At 45.2% G+C, this 19,650-nt stretch carries 13 protein-coding genes; 8 read left to right on the top strand and 5 right to left on the bottom strand.

Annotation, left to right across the window (positions count from 1 at the left end; translation table 11 throughout):
* Positions 1–136: 136 nt before the first annotated feature.
* Positions 137–1,849 (bottom strand): DUF6377 domain-containing protein, encoded by a 1,713-nt coding sequence (locus tag DW947_RS14395; RefSeq protein WP_009037815.1) that lies wholly within the window; start codon positions 1,847–1,849, stop codon positions 137–139.
* Positions 1,850–2,288: 439 nt separating this feature from the next.
* Between DW947_RS14395 and DW947_RS14400 the strand changes: the two genes are divergently transcribed.
* Genes DW947_RS14400 through DW947_RS14415 form a run of 4 tightly spaced genes read left to right on the top strand, consistent with a single transcriptional unit; the run spans position 2,289 to position 9,651 of the window.
* Positions 2,289–5,204: a SusC/RagA family TonB-linked outer membrane protein gene (locus tag DW947_RS14400; protein ID WP_369872094.1), complete on the top strand. Its 2,916-nt coding sequence runs from the start codon at positions 2,289–2,291 to the stop codon at positions 5,202–5,204.
* An 18-nt stretch (positions 5,205–5,222) separates the two neighbouring features.
* Entirely contained in the window at positions 5,223–6,749 is a 1,527-nt protein-coding gene (locus DW947_RS14405) for a RagB/SusD family nutrient uptake outer membrane protein (protein WP_005824743.1), read from the top strand.
* Positions 6,750–6,780: 31 nt separating this feature from the next.
* Positions 6,781–8,292, top strand: coding sequence for a glycoside hydrolase family 30 protein (locus tag DW947_RS14410; RefSeq protein WP_009037813.1), 1,512 nt, complete (start codon positions 6,781–6,783; stop codon positions 8,290–8,292).
* Positions 8,293–8,319: 27 nt separating this feature from the next.
* Positions 8,320–9,651, top strand: a complete 1,332-nt coding sequence (locus tag DW947_RS14415) for a DUF5125 domain-containing protein (protein WP_005834880.1) — start codon at positions 8,320–8,322, stop codon at positions 9,649–9,651.
* Between the two features lie 93 nt (positions 9,652–9,744).
* Here the strand turns inward: DW947_RS14415 and DW947_RS14420 are convergent, their stop codons facing one another.
* Positions 9,745–10,089: a hypothetical protein gene (locus DW947_RS14420; RefSeq protein WP_005824737.1), complete on the bottom strand. Its 345-nt coding sequence runs from the start codon at positions 10,087–10,089 to the stop codon at positions 9,745–9,747.
* Complete coding sequence (locus DW947_RS14425) at positions 10,086–10,394, bottom strand: FtsB family cell division protein (protein WP_005824736.1); 309 nt, start codon at positions 10,392–10,394, stop codon at positions 10,086–10,088. The genes DW947_RS14420 and DW947_RS14425 overlap by 4 nt, the downstream gene beginning before the upstream one ends.
* Positions 10,395–10,536: 142 nt before the next feature.
* Between DW947_RS14425 and DW947_RS14430 the strand changes: the two genes are divergently transcribed.
* From DW947_RS14430 to DW947_RS14445, 4 genes are all read left to right on the top strand, one after another.
* Positions 10,537–12,351, top strand: coding sequence for a DNA polymerase III subunit gamma/tau (locus DW947_RS14430; protein ID WP_005824735.1), 1,815 nt, complete (start codon positions 10,537–10,539; stop codon positions 12,349–12,351).
* Positions 12,352–12,494: 143 nt separating this feature from the next.
* The gene (locus DW947_RS14435; protein ID WP_117963101.1) at positions 12,495–14,366 is read left to right on the top strand and encodes a sensor histidine kinase; all 1,872 of its coding nucleotides are present in this window, start codon (positions 12,495–12,497) and stop codon (positions 14,364–14,366) included.
* Positions 14,363–16,324 carry a sensor histidine kinase gene (locus DW947_RS14440; RefSeq protein WP_016273944.1) on the top strand — a complete coding sequence of 654 codons (1,962 nt, stop codon included), beginning with the start codon at positions 14,363–14,365 and terminating at the stop codon, positions 16,322–16,324. The genes DW947_RS14435 and DW947_RS14440 overlap by 4 nt, the downstream gene beginning before the upstream one ends.
* 236 nt (positions 16,325–16,560) lie before the next feature.
* Positions 16,561–16,731, top strand: a complete 171-nt coding sequence (locus tag DW947_RS14445; protein WP_005834872.1) for a DUF362 domain-containing protein — start codon at positions 16,561–16,563, stop codon at positions 16,729–16,731.
* Between the two features lie 427 nt (positions 16,732–17,158).
* On the opposite strand, the gene DW947_RS14450 is transcribed toward DW947_RS14445, so the two are convergent.
* The gene (locus DW947_RS14450; protein ID WP_005834870.1) at positions 17,159–18,352 is read right to left on the bottom strand and encodes a pyridoxal phosphate-dependent aminotransferase; all 1,194 of its coding nucleotides are present in this window, start codon (positions 18,350–18,352) and stop codon (positions 17,159–17,161) included.
* 81 nt (positions 18,353–18,433) lie between these two features.
* Positions 18,434–19,648, bottom strand: a complete 1,215-nt coding sequence (locus DW947_RS14455; RefSeq protein ID WP_005824728.1) for a bifunctional 3,4-dihydroxy-2-butanone-4-phosphate synthase/GTP cyclohydrolase II — start codon at positions 19,646–19,648, stop codon at positions 18,434–18,436.
* Positions 19,649–19,650 lie beyond the last annotated feature (2 nt).

Consider the following 19,650-nt stretch of genomic DNA (forward strand, 5'->3'; position numbering starts at 1 on the left):
ACAGCTGTGGTAAGAAAAGAACATTGCTGTGGAAAGATTAGTTTTTAGAGAAAAACAAGGTAGTACATCGCAGTTTTTTTCCTAACTCTTAGGTGTCATCTACGCACCATACTGCGACAATCAGTAGAAGCCTTTATCAAATCCACTTCTGTGCCCTACCCAAAGAACGCACAACGGCAGCAAACTCTTCCCGAGGAATGATAGCCTTATTACGTGTTTTCAAACGATTATTATAAACGGTCTGAGGTGAATAATGCAAGAATTCGGCAATCTTCACACTATCAGTGATACCTAAACGCACCAAAGCATAAATGCGCAATTCCGTATTCAGCAGCTCACCATCTTTTAGCACAATCTGCTCGTCAGGATGGAGCAAGGCATTGAAGTCACTTACAAAATCCGGATAAATGTGCAAGAAGATAGCATCAAAGTTATGATAGAACTCTTTCAACTCATTCTGTGCCATAGAATGAGTATCGGTTAATGCTTTCACATCCTCCAACTGATTTGCCTTAAGCTTACGATTGATATTTTTCCGATACTCATCCAGCTTGCTGATATAATTGGAACAAATGGAAAAGACATAACCTATGTATTCCTCCTTCACATAGTTGGATTCACGAAGCTGATTATTGGTATCTCTCAACTGTTCATTCAAAGAAGTCAGCTGCACATTCGTTTCTGCCACTTGTCCGTGCATTTTCGAAAGTTCTTCCACATGCTTATTCAGGCGGTTGTTTGCCTCATTCAGCTGTTGGCGCGACTGCTTCAATCGCTTCATCTGCTTATATATATACAGGAAGGCAAACAAGGATATCAAGGACAAGACACTGACCAGTACCAAATACATACGTAACCGCGCTTCTTGCCTCTGATTACGTTCTTGATAGATCTGATGAATGGTGTCCTGCACTGCAGAGATGCCCACTACCCTCACCCGGTTCCGATATGCCAAGGCATTCTGCAAGCAGTAACTCATGTAGACATAGGCATGGTCAATATCACCCAAACTAAAAAGTACCCCCGCCAGCTCTTCCAACGAAGCAATATCTTTATTGGAGATACGTACATCGGCCATAGCAGAATATATCAGGTAAGTCAGATAATTTTCCTGCTCATCGGACTCGCGATAAAAGCAGGCCAGCACGTAAGCATTCATGGCATCGCGCCGAGTGTCGAATGCAGAATTAAGAATTCCCTTCTGCAAACGTTCTTTAAAAACATACATACTGTCCGTACCTTGTACTACCTGCCCTTTATACCACAAGAACAAGGGGTCTTCAGGGGTAAGAACCATATTCAAAGAGTCCTTGTAAACACGCTCCAACTGTGCATAATGTTCATGCAAAGTACCCTCACTACCGGTATACTGATTGAAATGCGAATACAGATACAGCATTTGCCCGTAATAGTCCACTAATAATTCTTTGGGGAGCGAACCGCCTGAAACTCCGCGCAATTCATCCTGAGCTTCTTTCAACAAACCGGTGGCAGCCAACAGAAAAGACTTTTTTATCTTCCACTCCATCTGCCGGTATTTATCATTCTGCTTATAAACTATATCCAAATTGTCTACCACATAATTCATTGCAGAATCGGCGTTATAGACGCAATACTCATCATAAAGATTTTTATTCAGCCAATATCTCTCTTCCAAAGTACGCACATCCTTTTGCAGCTTGTGCAACTGGGCAATCTTCGCCTCTTTAAGCATAGCAAACGTGTTTTTTTGCGCAATCAGAGAGTCAAGGCGCACCAGCAGTTCTTTTATCTTTTCACTGTAAGGTGCCGCATTCAGAAAGGTACACCCCATCAGTAAAAATAGTAAAGCTATGATTTTTCTTTTCATTTCTATTATTTATATAAGGCTGAGAGCACAAAGATAAATTAATCTATCTAAACATAAGCTACTTCTACCCTAAAAAGTACATGAAAGTTAAGAGGTATTTCGACCATTTATAGCGATAAAACAACATATACAGACCTCCTTCCATAGTAGCTGACCTTTACTTTATACAGCAATCAGCAAGAATATAACTCGCTATATATGTGGCATTTACATTTTACTCCGACTTACTTCTATACATTACCCGCCTATCGGACGAATAAGGTTGTCCACTATCTTTGCAACAGAGAAAGAAAAGTGTACTATGGAAAACATCCAATCTCTATTAGAACATACTTTTCTAAAATAAATTAAATCTTTTAATTAAAGTACTATGAGAATGATTACAAGAAATCTTCTTACGCGGAGTTACAAGCTCCTTCTGACATTACTCGTACTGCTAATGTCAACAAATGCATTTGCCCAACGATTGACAGCTACGGGTAAAGTAGTAGATGCCGCAGGCCTGGAGGTCATTGGTGCATCTGTATTGGAAAAGGGAACAACCAACGGTGTTGTTACCAATCTGGATGGGGAGTTTTCCCTGAGTGTAGGACAGAATGCCACACTGGTAATATCCTTCATCGGCTACAAAACGATAGAGGTAAAAGCAGCCACCAACATGAATATCACATTGCAGGAAGACAACGAACTGCTGGACGAAGTGGTAGTTATCGGTTATGGAAGTGTGAAGCGTAAAGACGTAACCACTGCCGTATCTACGGTTTCTACAAAGGATTTGGACCAACGCCCCATTGTATCGGCAGCCCAAGCCCTACAAGGTAAAGCAGCCGGTGTGTCGGTTATGCAGCCCAGCGGCGAACCGGGCGGTGGTATGAGTATCCGCGTACGTGGTACCACCTCATTCAATGGTAGCAACGACCCGCTCTACGTAGTGGATGGTGTACCTGTAGACAATATCAACTTTCTCTCTCCCAACGACATTGAAAACCTCTCTATTCTGAAGGATGCCTCATCAGCAGCCATCTACGGTTCGCGCGCAGCCAACGGTGTGGTATTGATTACTACCAAGAGCGGCTCGGCAGGCAACGCCAAAGTAGCATTGAACGTACAATATGGCATGACAAAAGTAGGCAAGAGCATGGAAGCACTGAATACAGAACAGTACCGCGAATTGCAAGAAGAAATCGGGGCTGTAAATCCAACTGCTCTTGAAGGGCTGACCGACCAGACAGACTGGTTTGACGAGGTTTACAAGACCGGACAAACCCAGAATTACCAAGTGTCCGTATCAAACGGAAATGAAAAGATGAAATACTTCCTCTCTGCCGGTTATCTGGATGAAAAAGGTATTTTGGAAGGAACATACTTCAAGCGGTATAGCTTCCGCGCCAATATCGACAACCAAATACGCAGCTGGCTGAATGTAAGTGCCAATATCTCCTACTCCGACAACATCGGAAACACCGGCATCATCTCCGGTACGGGTGCCAACCGTGGTGGTGTAGTCCTCTCGGTCATCAACACTCCGACCTATGCTCCTATTTGGGATCCTGAAAAACCGAATCAATACAATAAGAACTTCTATGGAGTGAACATCATGAACCCGATGGAAAACCTGGCCCGCCAGAAAAACAACAAGAACAAGGAAAACCGCCTCATCGCATCCGGAGCCGCTACCATCAGCTTCCTGCCCAACCTAAAGTTGAAATCATCTGTAGCCCTGGACCGCCGTAACGGTGTAAGCACCACATTCCTCGATCCAATATCGACCACCGACGGACGCAACAGCTTCGGTACAGCCTCTGACAACCGGAATATGAATACCGTGTTGGTTTTCGATAATATATTGACTTACAATACCAATATCAAGAAGCACGGCATCGACGTAATGGCAGGTTCTTCCTATACCAAATCGGACTATACCAACAGCTGGATAAACGGCTCACATTTCCGGGACGATAAAATACAGACCCTGAACGCTGCCAATAAAATTTCATGGGACGGTACCGGAACAGGAGCTTCACAGTGGGCCATCTCTTCCTATTTCGCCCGTGTGTCCTACAACTATGACAGCAAGTACATGCTTACCATGAACATGCGTGCCGACGGTTCATCCAAGCTGCATCCCGACCATCGCTGGGGTATTTTCCCCTCCTTCTCGGCTGCATGGCGCATTTCGTCGGAAAAGTTCATGAAAGACATCGCTTGGATTGATGACTTGAAGCTCCGCGGTGGCTGGGGACAGACCGGTAACCAAAGCGGTATAGGCGATTACTCGTATCTGCAACGTTACAACATCAACCGCATACCCTGGTTTGAAGAAGGTAACGACCATGCAGTTCCCGGTATCAGCCAGGCCAACCTGAGAACAAGTGACCTGAAATGGGAAACTACCAACCAGACGAACATCGGTCTTGACCTGACTGTACTGAACAACAGACTGACCTTCAGCATGGACTACTATTACAAGAAAACTACAGACATGTTGATGAATGTAAGTCTGCCTGCTGGTGCGGCAGCAACCACCAGCATCACCCGTAACGAAGGCGAGATGACCAACAAGGGATTCGAGTTCGCCATCAACTCCCATAACCTGACCGGCGAGTTTTCTTGGGATACAGACTTCAACATTTCTTTCAATAAGAACAAGCTGACCAAGCTGTCATTGCAGAAAATCTATACAGCAGCAAGCAGTGCCGAGGTGGTGAAAGAAAATATCGTACGCAATGAGCCCGGACGTCCTTTGGGTGGTTTCTACGGCTACATCAGCGACGGTGTAGACCCCGAAACCGGTAACCTGATTTATCGCGACCTTAACGAAGACGGCAAGATTTCCACTTCCGACCGTACCTATATCGGCGACCCGAATCCCGACTTCATCTACGGATTGACAAACACCTTTACATGGAAAGACCTCAGCCTGAGCATCTTCATCCAGGGAAGCTACGGAAACGACATCTTCAATGTGTCCCGTATGGAAACCGAAGGCATGTACGACGGCAAAAACCAGTCAACGGAAGTATTGAAACGCTGGAGAATTCCCGGACAGATTACGAATGTCCCGAAAGCCAACTTCAACATCAAGAACTCCACTTACTTTGTAGAAGACGGCAGCTACCTGCGTGTCAAAGACATTTCACTCTCTTACAACATCCGTTGCCGCCAGTTCAAGAAATGGGGTATCAGCCGCGTACAGCCCTATTTTACCGCCAGCAATTTGCTGACCTGGACCAGCTATTCAGGTATGGATCCTGAAGTGAACCAATATGGCAACAGCGGTTCTGTACAGGGCATCGACTATGGAACTTACCCGCAGAGCAAATCATTCGTTTTCGGTATCAATGTTGAATTCTAAAAAAGGAAGAAATAACTTATGAAACTAAACCATATATATAAAAGTATAGCTTGCGGTGTATTGTTGGCAATGACCGCAACCTCATGTGACTTGGACTATAATCCGGTAGACACCTACTCGGATGTAACGGAAGGAGTGAACAAAACTGATGAAAAGCCTATCTTCAATAGTGTGCAAGACGTGGAAACTTCAATGGTAACCCTTCACAAAAAATTTCGTGACCAGCAGGAGCACTGGTATGTCGACAAACTGCTTATCGGTGACGCTCATTCCGATAATGCCTACGCCGGAACAACGGGGGCCGAAGTGGTGCCTTACGAAACCAACTCCATTGAAGGCTCTAATTCTGTACTAAAACGTGACTGGGACCGTTTCTTAGGCGACATTGCCGTTGCCAACCGCATCATCGTGGGCTGTGACCAGCTCAAGGCACTCAGTGAAAGTGAACGCGGCAAGTATCAGTCACAAGCCAAGATATTCCGTGCCATGGTCATGTTCGATATGGTACGCTTATGGGGTAACTTCCCGGTCATCACTACCGTGGGCGGTGACATTACCGAAGACAACGTAGAAGAAATGTACCCGACCTATTTTCCTCCACAGAATACGGCTGAAGAGGCTTACGCCCAAATAGAGAAAGACCTGACTGAAGCAGTGGAAAACCCCAACACACCGACAAACGACACATCAGACAAGAGCATACTTACCAAATCGGTGGCACGTGCCATGCTTGCCAAGGTCTATGCAGAAAAACCTCTGCGCGATTATGCAAAGGTTATCAAATATGCCGATGAACTTGCTGCCGACGGCTTCGACCTCGTGGAAGACTTCAGTGACCTTTGGGCGTATGATACGGAAAAAAAAGACTGCCGGGTGCGCAATACCAAGGAGGCAATTCTCGAAGCCCACTTTCCTCCCGGCTCCGGCAACTGGTGTACTTGGATGTTCGGCCGCAACTTGAGCAACTGGGATGAAAGTTTCACCTGGGCCAAATGGATTACCCCTTCCCGTGACCTTATCCGCCTCTATGAAGAGCAAGGAGACACGAAACGTTACAATGAATCTGTTGTATGGTATGACTGCGGATGGAGCAACTATTATCCGGCAGACCATTATGCCTTCATGTACAAATGCCGCTCTGCGTTCAACAGCATTATCTATCTGCGATATGCCGACATCCTGCTCCTCAAAGCCGAAGCAAAAATTATGGGAGAGACTCCCGACCTGAACGGTGCAGCCGACATCATCGACCGCATCCGCAACCGCGCCGGACTGGGCAAACTTCCACAAAGCACCCGCAGCAGTAAAGAAGCATTGCTCCAAGCTTATATGGACGAACGCCGCATGGAGCTTGCCTTTGAAGGACAGCGCTGGTACGACCTTTGCCGCCTCAATAAGGTAGAAGAAGTGATGAACGCCGTTTACGCCAAAGACAGCGGCCGCCATGCACAAGAAAATCTGTTCAATGAGAACTCCTATCTGCTGGCTATTCCCCAAGGAGCCATCGACCAGAACGAAAATCTGATACAGAACCCGGGCTATTAATACTAATGAGTAATATAAAAATCAATTGAATATGAATTTAAGAAATATATTCACTACCGCATTAGGCTGCTTCACCATACTGGCAGCCTGCGGCAATGACAATGACAGTAACATCACCCCTACACCGGAACCCAAGCCAGACCAACCCACGGAAGAGGCAAAGGATGTTACCCTCTATGTAACGAACACCAGTCGTACTTATGATTTGACAAAGTCCGGGCTGGCCTTCGGCACCGGAAGCAACATGTCACCTTCTACCGTGACACTCGACCCTGCCACCCGCTATCAGGAAATGGACGGTTTCGGTGCAGCCATCACCGGCTCTACCGGTTACAACCTGATGCAGATGACACAAGAGAACCGCACGAAGTTTCTGACTGAAACATTCTCGGACAAAGAAGGCTACGGCTTCAGCTATGTACGTATTGCCATCGGTTGTTCCGACTTCTCATTCAGTGAATTCACTTGCTGTGACGAAAAGGGGCTTGAGCACTTTGCCCTTCCGATGGAAGACACCAAATATGTGATTCCTATATTGAAGGAAATTCTGGCAATCAATCCTGCCGTCAAAATAATTGCCGCTCCCTGGACATGTCCGAAGTGGATGAAAGTGAAAAGCCTGGAGGAACGTGTACCCTTTGACTCATGGACCAGCGGACACTTGAACCCCGAATATTACAGAACGTATGGCGACTATTTCGTAAAATGGATACAAGCTTTCGAAAAGGAAGGCATCAAAATCCACGCTGTGACTCCGCAGAACGAACCGCTGAACCACGGTAACTCAGCATCCTTGTTCATGGGATGGGAAGAAGCCCGTGACTTCATCAAGACCGGCCTGGGCCCTGCCTTCAAAGAAGCCGGAGTTACTACAAAGATTTATGTTTTCGACCATAACTACAACTACGACAATCTGGCCGACCAAAAAAGTTACCCTACCAAGATTTATGATGATGCGGAAGCCTCACAATACATTGCGGGCGCTGCCTACCATAATTATGGCGGTAACCGTTCTGAGTTGCTGAATATCCACAAACTCTATCCCAACAAGGAACTGCTTTTTACGGAAACCTCCATCGGTACTTGGAACTCCGGTCGCGATTTGGAAGCACGCCTGCTTAACGATATGGAAGAAATAGCATTGGGAACAGCCAACAACTGGTGCCGCGGCACCATTGTGTGGAATCTGATGTTAGACAGTGACCTGGGACCGGTAAGCCCCTCAGATGGTTCTTGCAAGACCTGCTACGGTGCAGTGGATATTGACAATACAAACTATTCTAAAATTGTCCGTAATTCCCATTATTACCTTATCGGGCACATGTCTTCAGTCGTGAAACCGGGAGCTGTACGTATCGGAACGACCGGTTACACAGCCAACGGAATCACCTACTCCGCCTTCGAGAATACGGACGGTACCTATGCATTCGTATTGGCAAACAACAATGCAGATGCCAAGCGAATCACCGTAAGCGACGGCACACACTACTTTTCCTACGAAGTTCCGGCCAAAGCAGTCGTTTCTTACCGTTGGAAAAAATAAAACTAATAATTTAAACAGAAGATTATAATGAAAAGCTTAAAATACTATCTAATGGCATTGGCAGGCATAGCCATGCTGAATGCTTGCAGCGATGACGATCCGGTTCCCGGCAACCCGACAATGGACTTTCAGGCAGAACCTTCTTCAGCCTTGTTCGGAGACAGTCTGCCTTTTACAATCAAGGCATCGGACGCAGATGTACCCCTTTCCACGTTAAAAGCGCGGTTATACTTCAGCGACGAAATGGTGTCAGAGACTATAATCCGTACAAAAGTAAACGGTCAAGACTATACCGGGAAAATATATGTTCCCTATCTGGCAAATATTCCCAACGGAACAGCTACATTGAAGTTCATTCTGCAGAACATCAATTTCACAATTACAGAAAAAAGCTATGACGTGGCGCTGAGTCGTCCGGACTTCCCCTACCTAACTCTGATTTCCGGAGACCAAGAATACCGCATGGAAAAAGTCGCAGCCAATCAGTATAGCGTGACCGGTGAATTTGCACAAAAAGTGAAAGGTTACATCAAAGCTCCTAAAGTAGGCGCCAACGGGAATGAAATCAACTTCGGATGGAGCAACGGTGCCATTACACAAGGTACCTCCAGTGAAATTACCTTCTCCAATCTGTCAGCTGGAGAATATTCCATCTCCTTCAATACGTTGACTTATGCAGCCGCTCCTTTCGTGAAACTACTGCTGAACGGTTCTGAAATGGAGATGGTGGATGATGACCATTACAGCATCGACCTCAATCTGAAGCAAGGGGACAACATCACTGCAGACATTCCCAACTTCGACCAATATTGGATAGACCCCGACTTCTTCGAAAAGAATGAAGACGGTTCGCTGAAGTTCCTGCCTATCGATGGAACTTATCGCGTCATTGCCAACCTGGCCCTGAATTATCTGGAAGTATTGAAAATGAACGGAACAAGCACCGCCACTCTGAACGATGACGGAACCGGCGCCCTTTGGATTATCGGTGACGGTATCGGTAAACCTTCCGTAGCGACCAATGCCGTAGGTTGGACTACAGAAAAAGGTCTCTGCATGTCACAGATTGAAGCGAAGAAGTATCAGGTAACAGTAGTAGCGGGAGAGCAAATCAAATCTGATGACATCAACTTCAAGTTCTTCCACCAGCAAGGTTGGGGAGGTGAATATAAAAACGATGCCTTGTCTACCACCAGTGACTTAGTATTTATAGGTGACGGTACCAACGGACGTGATGCCGGCAACTTGGGCCTCGTAGAAGGCAAAAGCCTGGAAAACGGTGTCGCTTACCGGTTCACAGTTGACGTAACGGCAGGTGTCTCTTCGGCAGTTCTGACAGTAGAAAAGGTAGAAAGATAGACGGATAACGCAGAAGATTAACTAAATGAGAAAGGGGCTGGCTCTATAAAAGAGTTCAGCCCCTCTTGTTTATGCAGAATATATGTTCCGGATTTAGCTTAAACCTTCTTTCGCCTCTTCTTGTGGAATACGTACCGAAGTGTAAAGCTCAAGAATGGCGGCTATCGTCAGAGACACAATCCATTCATTGCCCCTTGTAAAGAGCATGAATGCCCCCGTAAGCACCAGCAAAAGCGCACCGAATATTTGCTGTCGGCGCAGGCGTTTGACAGTGGGACTTTTACATTTGGACGGAGAATTAATTTGGGCCAAAGCAACCATCGTAGCGCCGATAGTATATATATAAGGTGAAAGAGGCCAGCCCGTGATATAAACGGCAGCTCCTGCCAAGAGCATCACGGCCCCTACTGCGAAAAGGGCGGGTATCAGTTGTTTCATTCTTCTATATCTTCTTCAAATACATAAATATCCTCATTGGGCTTTTTCATCAGATACTTCTCACGGGCAATCCGTTCGATGGCACCGGAGTCGACGGCAAGCTCATTGAGCCGTTCGGTATTCTCCTCGTATTCCTTGCGGTACTTTTCTATTTCATCGCGCAGACGGCTTTCTTCCCGGGCGTAACCCAAACGGCGTACAACACTGTTCTCATCCAGGAACCCGATAATTACAGCAAACAACGCAAGCGTAATCAGATATTTATGCTTGCGGACAAAAGACCAAAGAGAAGCAAGTTTATCCATCTCGTTATCTACTATTTAGCAATTTATCATTCATGATGGAGCTTGTCCATCATATAACTTCACGTCACAAAGATAAGAGGAATAACCGAAAGATTTCTTTTTTTTGTGTACATTTGCACAAAAAGCAAAGAATATCCCAAATATGGAAAACTATATCGTATCTGCACGGAAATATCGTCCCTCGACCTTTGAGTCCGTAGTAGGCCAACGTGCACTGACCACTACCTTGAAGAATGCCATTGCCACCGGAAAACTGGCGCATGCCTATCTTTTTTGCGGTCCAAGAGGCGTGGGAAAAACAACTTGTGCCCGTATCTTTGCTAAAACAATCAACTGCATGAGCCCCACAGCAGACGGCGAGGCATGCAACCAATGTGAATCCTGCACTGCCTTCAATGAGCAGCGCTCCTACAATATCCATGAGCTGGATGCCGCCTCAAACAACTCTGTGGATGACATCCGCCAATTGGTGGAGCAGGTACGCATTCCACCTCAGATAGGCAAATACAAAGTATATATCATTGACGAGGTACATATGCTGTCCGCCTCGGCTTTCAATGCTTTCCTGAAAACACTGGAAGAGCCTCCACGCCATGCCATATTCATCCTTGCCACTACCGAGAAGCACAAGATATTGCCCACCATCCTTTCACGCTGCCAAATATATGATTTCAGCCGGATTGGTGTGGAAGATACCGTAGCACACCTCGCATATGTCGCCTCCAAAGAAGGTATCACTGCTGAACCGGAAGCGTTGAATGTCATTGCCCTCAAAGCAGACGGCGGTATGCGCGACGCACTATCCATCTTCGACCAGGTGGTAAGCTTCACCGGAGGACACATCACCTATAAGAGCGTGATTGAAAACCTCAATGTGCTGGACTATGAATACTACTTCAAACTAACCGGATTCTTTCTTGAGAACAAAATCAGTGACGCGTTGCTATTACTGAATGATGTGCTCAACAAAGGCTTCGACGGCAGCCACTTCATCACCGGACTTTCATCCCACCTGCGCGACTTGCTTGTCAGCAAAGACCCGGCGACACTGCCGTTGCTTGAAGTGGGCGCAAGCATCCGCGAACGTTACCAAGCACAAGCACAGCAATGCCCCCTCCCTTTTCTTTACCGTGCCATGAAGCTCTGCAACGATTGTGACCTGAACTACCGTGCCAGTAAAAACAAACGGCTACTGGTAGAGCTCACTCTGATACAAGTGGCACAACTAACCGCCGAGGAGGACGACGGTGCCAATGGGCGCAGCCCTAAACAAGCTATAAAACCCATATTCACGCAGCCTGCCGCCGCTCAGCAGCCACAGGCCACTGCTGCCATGCCCCAACAAACCGTACAGCCGGCAGTACAGACAAACAGCACTCCCCAACCTGCTGCCACGCAGCATAGTAATGCAACAACTCCACATGCCACACCTGCTGCCGTATTAATGGCGCAAGGGAGAGAAGAGAAAAAAATTCCGGTCATGAAAATGTCCGGATTAGGGGTCTCCATCAAACGCCCCCATATAGAAGAGGAACAAAGAAACCCTTCATCTAACCCTACTGCCGCCCACCAAGCAGCACAACCGGAAGAAGACTACATCTTCAATGAAAGGGATTTGAACTATTACTGGCAGGAGTATGCCGGACGTATGCCCAAGGAGCAAGTAGCCATAGCCAAGCGCATGCAGAACATGCGCATCACTTTAATAAATGACACAACTTTTGAGGCTGTGGTAGACAATGAAATCGTTGCCAAGGAATTTACCGGCATGATACCCACTCTGCAAAATTACCTACGTACCCGGCTAAAGAACCGCAAAGTCACCATGACTGTCCGGATTAGTGCTCCTACCGAAAAGGTACGTGCCTATGGACGCGTTGAAAAATTCCAGATGATGGCACAAAAGAACAGTGCACTGTTACAACTAAAAGAAGAGTTTGGTTTGGAACTCTATTAATCCCTTCCAATCTCCTGCATAAAGTTGCTAACAAATTGACTATAAAGGAGAAAAAAAGCATCTATTTAATTTTTTATTTACTCGTTTATATTTATTTTTGCCAATAATAAACAAAAGAGGCAAACAAACATTTGAGAACAAAAATGATTATATGGATGCTATTGGGGCAGATACTGTATACTTCTGTCTTATCAGCACATACAATAGCCAATCAAGAAAAGCAGAGTATTCTGCAATCATTGGTCAAAAGACAAGTTCTCTATGATGACTCCATATCCATAGACAGTGTCATTGCGTGGAGCGAGCAACTTCTTCCCACCCAACAATCAAATGAAGATAGAACAACGTATTTTCTATTACAACTTCAATTGGCCAATGCCTATACATTGCGCGGCGATATCAGCTTAGCAACGAACCGGGCACAACTTATGTACGAAGAAGCTAAAGCTACAGACTACCAATTTGGTATGGTAGTGGCTAACCAAGCCATTGGAGACGCCTATAATACAATAGCCAACATGGGAGATAAAGCCCTGGAATCATACCAGGATGCTTTGACTGAACTATCCAACATTTCAGACCAGCATCCATATAGGGCACAGCTTCTTTTAAAAATGTCCAACGTTCTGCAACGGAAAGGACGTCTGGAAGAAGCGGAAAAAATCCTGGAAGAGCTGGAGAAAATATTATATCAGGAGCCTGACTACCCGACAGACTTCTTTTTCTGCATCGAAAAGACGAATTTTGCCATTTCCCATGGACACCTCTCACAAGACTATCTTGATGAAGCAAACATCTGGCTCCACAAAATGGACTCCATTTACCAACTGCACCCAGAGAAGTTCTATCGGTTTCACTTGGATTATACCACTGCCGCCTACTATAGAGCCATGGGAAATTGGGACAAACAATACTGGAAACAAGCTCTGGACATCTACTCCAAATTGCAAGCAGAATACTCCGGTAATAAACGCTCCACGTATTACCGCTGGACTTCGCTGGAAAAAATCTATCTCTGCAAAATACAAGGCATGGCCATGGAAGCCTGCCGAATCTACCAGGAATTGTATCCTCCTATAGATACACTGGCTTCACAAAGCTATATCCGGCAAATCAATACGATAAAGGCAAAATACCAGGTAGATAAGATAGAGACGGCCAGCAATAACGAATACAATAAAATCATAACCAGCATATTGGTAGGAACGATGGCATTAGTAACGTTATTTGTTCTACTTGCCATCCTACTCAAAAGGCAGCGGGAAAAGGTGAAGCTCTCCACCCAAAAACTGGCAACATCACGGATAAATGCCGAAAATGCCATGCGTGCAAAGAGCGTGTTCCTCTCGAACATGAGCCACGAAATCCGTACCCCGCTCAATGCATTATCGGGCTTTTCATCCCTATTGACGGAAGAGGGACTGGACGATGAGACACGCCGTCAGTGCAATGAAGTTATCCAACAGAACTCAGAACTATTGCTGAAGCTTATTAACGACGTGATAGATCTATCGAGTCTTGAATTCGGCAAACTGCAATTCTGTATTGCACAACATGATGCCGTAAGCATTTGCAAAAACGTGATAGATACCGTGAATAAAGTGAAACAGACACAAGCTGAACTTACATTCACCACCGAGCTGGAAGAAATGCCCATCGAGACTGACGACTCACGCCTGCAGCAAGTCCTGATTAACCTACTGATAAATGCTACCAAATTTACCCCACAAGGCAGCATTGTCCTAAAGCTGGAAAAAGAAACGAACGACACCGTACTATTCACCGTAACAGATACCGGTTGCGGCATTCCCAAAGATAGGCAAACCAACATTTTCCAACGTTTTGAAAAGCTGAATGAAAATGTTCAAGGCAGTGGGTTGGGGCTCTCCATATGCCAACTTATCATAGAACATATCGGAGGACAAATATGGATTGATTCAGAGTATACCGAAGGCTCACGCTTCTGTTTCACCCATCCCATAAGCCAGACAGGCAGAAAGGAGAATAAGAAATGAAACAGATATTTACATTGCTCATTGCCTTATGCTGGCTGTTACCGTCCGCACACGCAGATGTGCGACGGACAGAAGCCAAGGATAGCCTGCTACGTATATATCTTGCCTCCCCAGCCGATACCACCAGATTGGAAACCCTATATCAGATAGCACTGCTTGACCAACTGTCACCGACATTCATCTATTACGAGAACAAATTACTGGAAGAGGCCATCGCCCAGAAAAATATACTTTACCAGAGTGCGGCCATATATGCGCACATTATTTATTACTACAACCTACTGGACCAAAAACATGCAGAACAATGGCTGAAGAGGCTCGAACAGTTGTCTGAAGAGCACAACTACTACCGTCATTACTTCAGAGGCAAAAAGATGATGATAGAATTCTATGTCATCAGCCAGAAGATTGAATTAGCCCTCAAACAAGCACAAGACATGTACGACAAGGCTCAAAGTCTTGGCAACCATGACGGTATGCGCGAAGCATGCCTATGCCTGATGACTGGATATTTCAATACCTTACGTTACAAAGAAGGAATCACCTACCTAAACAAGGCTTTTGAACTGACAAGTCCGGATTCCTCCCTTGCCACTCAGATTGATTTATTGACAAAAGCGGTACTGGCTTACTCATATCTGCATGACAATGACAACATGTTCCGGTATCTGGAGGAACTCAACAATGCAAAAAACAGATTGCAGGAAGAAGGCACCACCGTACTGACAAACGGCTATACCAATTTGTATCTGCTCATAGATTTACAATACGCCCTTTACTATACCCGCCTTCAACGTCCTGCGGAAGCATGGGAATATTTGCAGAAAGCAGAGCGGCATCTCAGTACATCTTCATTTCTTCCTTATCGGTTGATACGTTTGGCAGCATATGCCGAATATTACCAACTGACAAAAGAATACGACAAAGCTTTGGTTTATTTAGAAGACGCCATTGAACTTGTAACCCCTATTTCACTGGATAATGCCATGATTTATGGACTTCAGAAAGCGGATATACTAGTAAAGATGGGGTTTCCGGACGACGCACTTCCTATCTATAAACAAATAACCAAGGCAAGAGATTCGTTATATACAGTATTCTCCACCTCACAGATAGAACAGATACAAAGCCTATATAATATGGACCAACTGCTTTTCCAGAAAGAACAGCGGCAAGCCACTTTTCACCGTATCTGTCTGGTCACCTCCATTATCATCATTATAGCCTTGTTACTTTTCAACCTACATATGTATAGAAGCAGGAAGCGGCTGCAACAAGATGAGAAGGAAATGCGTAAATTGGCAATTATTGCCGAAGAAGCCAACGAAGTAAAAAGCCGTTTCCTTGCCAATATGAGTTATAATATCCGTATTCCACTGAACAATGTAGTCGGTTTCTCCCAACTGCTTTCCACCGACAACGAGCTGGATGAAGAAGAGCGAAAAGAGTATTCCGGTATTATCCAGGCCAATTCGGGTGAGCTTATCCAACTGGTAAACGACGTATTGGACCTCTCACGCCTGGAAGCGAATATGATGAAATTTCAATTGCAGGATTGTAATGTAAAAGAATGGTGCAACGAACTAGGTTTTCTAATACAAATGCGCAGTGAAGGCCGTATCCTCCTGAAACTACAAGTGGAGGTAGGAGATGCGCGTATCCATACCGACGTCAACCGCCTTACACAAATAGTGACAAGTATGCTGCTTTATCCAAACGACTGTAAAGAAACGCGCAAAGTCAGCATGTTCTTGGTCAACCATCCGGACAAACACATCATAGCATGCCGGATAGAGAACAGCCCGATAGCCGATCCCAGGTTTGCCTCTCAAAAAGTATCAGTGCAACAGAAAATCAACCAGTTGTTCTTTGAACATTTCAAAGGTACCTATCAAACCGAGAATGTCGAAGAAGGAGAAATCGCAGTGATTACTTTTACCTATCCGACTCTTTCTTAAAAGTTGAAAATCGGCTTAAGCTCCAGCTAAAGCCAATAGTATCAGAGCAATTCGTTTACGAAATTCAAAAACGAACATTTTTCAGTCTCTGCGGTATGCTGTGTCGCTTTCTCGACTCCTTATTTAGACGACATACAAATTATACGTTTTTAATCAAGATTGATAGCAAGTAATAAAGAAAACCACTATTTTTGCCGAACGAATTAGTACTAATAATAATTTAAATCTAAAAGAAAATGGCTTACGTAATTAGTGACGATTGTATTGCTTGCGGAACTTGTATCGACGAGTGTCCGGTTGGCGCTATCTCTGAAGGTGATATCTATCATATCGACCCTGAGACTTGCACAGAGTGTGGTACTTGTGCAGATGTTTGTCCTTCTGAAGCAATTCATCCGGGAGAATAATACAATCCCAGTATCAAAAACAAAAGCGTGGGTAGATAAACTGCCTGCGCTTTTTTATATCCCCCACGTGAAATTCAGTACCTTCACCCCCCTCATTGTTATTTTCTATATACGGATAATACGTTAGTTCACAGACATGAACACTTTGTTCCATAAGTATAAAACAAAGTGTTCATATAGTAGAAAACAAAATGTTCGTATAATATAAAACAAAGTGTTTATACTGTATGGAACAGAGTGTTCGCTATAATGAAACAAAGTGTTCGTCATAACAAAACAAAGTGTTCGTCATAACAAAACAAAGTGTTCGTCATAACAAAACAAAGTGTTCGTCATAACAAAACGAACAGTTCGCTTTGATGAAACGAACTGTTCGTGACAGCATGACAGATGTCTTGCTAAAATAAGTTTGTAGAAGAAGTTAGAATCACTTCAGATTAGCCAGTGCTTCTTTTATACGACGGATAGCTTCAACTATATTTTCATCGCTGGTTGCATAACTCATACGAATGCATTCGGGAGCTCCGAAAGAAGCACCACCTACGCAAGCCACATGAGCCACTTCCAACAGATACATGGCCAAATCATCTGAATCATTGATTTTACGTTCTCCGGCAGATTTACCGAAGAATGAATCGCATTTAGGGAACAGATAGAAAGCACCTTCCGGTACATTCACCTCGAAACCCGGAACTTCCTTGGCCAACTTTACAATCAAATCACGACGACGCTCGAAAGCCTTGCGCATTTCCTCCACCGGAACTTGTGTACCCGTATAAGCAGCCTCAGCAGCCTTCTGAGATACAGAACAAGGACCGGAAGTATACTGTCCCTGCAATTTATTGCAAGCCTTCACAAGCCATTCCGGACCTGCAATGAAACCGATACGCCAACCAGTCATTGCATATGCTTTGGAAACACCATTCACAATGACCGTACGCTCTTTCATTTCGGGGAATTGTGCTATGCTCTGATGCTTGCCGATATAGTTGATATGTTCGTAAATCTCATCGGCAATCACAACAACCTGCGGATACTTTGCCAATACTGCGGCCAGGCCTGCCAACTCCTCCTTGCTGTACACCGAACCCGTAGGGTTAGAGGGAGAGCAAAGAATCAGCGCCTTTGTCTTCGGGGTGATGGCAGCCTCCAGCTGTGCAGGTGTTATCTTAAAGTCCTGGTCGATACCGGCAGGTACGATAACCGGCGTACCCTCAGCCAACTTTACCATTTCCGGATAACTGACCCAATAGGGAGCAGGTACAATTACTTCGTCACCCGGATTTACCAATACCAGGATTGCATTGCAAACCGACTGCTTGGCACCATTGGCGCAAGAAATTTGTGCGGCGGTATATTCCAGACCGTTTTCCTTCTTCAACTTCTCTACAATTGCATTACGTAAGGCAGGATAACCCGGCACTGGAGAATAGCGAGAAAAGTTATCGTCTATCGCCTTTTTCGCAGCCTCTTTAATGTGGTCGGGAGTATTGAAGTCCGGTTCTCCCACACTCAGGTTAATTACGTCTACGCCTTGAGCCTTCAGCTCTGCGCTCTTTTGAGACATAGCCAGTGTCGCAGAAGGCGACAAACTGTTTAAACGATCTGATAATTGGTTCATTTTGTTACTATTTAATGATTGTTACGCAAATCCGGTTGCAAAATAAGCGATTTTCTTTGATATAAGAAAACAAAAAGACAGTTACTTATTGAAATGAAGTGTATGTCCCATACGTTCTTTCTTGGTACGGAGATAACGCTCGTTGTATGGATTCGGAGTAGTCTCAATAGCTACGTTCTCCGTTATTTCCAAACCGTAAGCCTCCAAGCCCACACGTTTCACGGGATTATTGGTCATCAGCCGCATTTTGTGCACTCCTATCTCACGAAGAATCTGGGCACCCACACCATAATCACGCTCGTCTGCCAGATGTCCCAGGCAAATATTAGCATCCACAGTATCCATGCCTTCTTCCTGCAATTTATATGCTTTCATTTTTTCCATCAGGCCAATGCCGCGACCTTCCTGATTCAGATATACAACTACCCCCTTACCGGCTTTCTCTATCATCTCCATTGCCTTATGCAGCTGCTCGCCACAATCACAGCGTTTGGAATTGAATATATCACCAGTGGCACAAGAAGAATGTACACGCACCAGAATCGGTTCATCCAATTCCCAAGTACCCTTGAACAAAGCTACATGTTCCAAACCGTTCGACTTCTGGCGGAAAGGAATCAAACGGAAATGACCGTGGTCTGTAGGCATATCCACTTCCACTCCTTTTTCTACAATAGACTCCTGCTTCAAACGGTAGGCAATCAAGTCACGGATAGAAATCAATTTCAAGCCAAATTCATCTGCCATTCTGCGCAATTCGGGCAAACGGGCCATTGTACCATCCTCATTCATTATTTCCATAAGGGCTCCCGCCGGATAAAGTCCAGCCAAACGTGCCATATCAATAGTAGCCTCCGTATGTCCGGCACGGCGCAACACACCTTTCTCCTGAGCATACAATGGATTAATGTGGCCAGGACGCCCGAAAGTGGCCGGAGTAGAAGCCGGATCGGCCAACGCCTGGATAGTAGCAGCGCGGTCTGCCGCAGAAACCCCGGTACTACAGCCTTCCAATTTATCAATAGTAACAGTGAAGGGAGTACCCAATACAGAAGTATTATCCGATACCTGATGCGGCAAATCCAGTTCCTTGCAACGCGAAACTGTAATTGGAGCACAAAGCACACCACGGGCATGCTTCAACATAAAGTTTACTTTCTCCGGTGTAATCTTTTCAGCTGCAATTATCAAATCACCCTCATTCTCACGGTCCTCATCATCCACAACAATCACAAAGTTACCGGCTTTGAAGTCTTCAATGGCCTCTTCTATCGTATTCAACTTTACATTTTCCATAA

Source organism: Bacteroides sp. AM44-19, assembly GCF_003603395.1.
Taxonomy (GTDB): Bacteria; Bacteroidota; Bacteroidia; order Bacteroidales; family Bacteroidaceae; genus Bacteroides; species Bacteroides uniformis.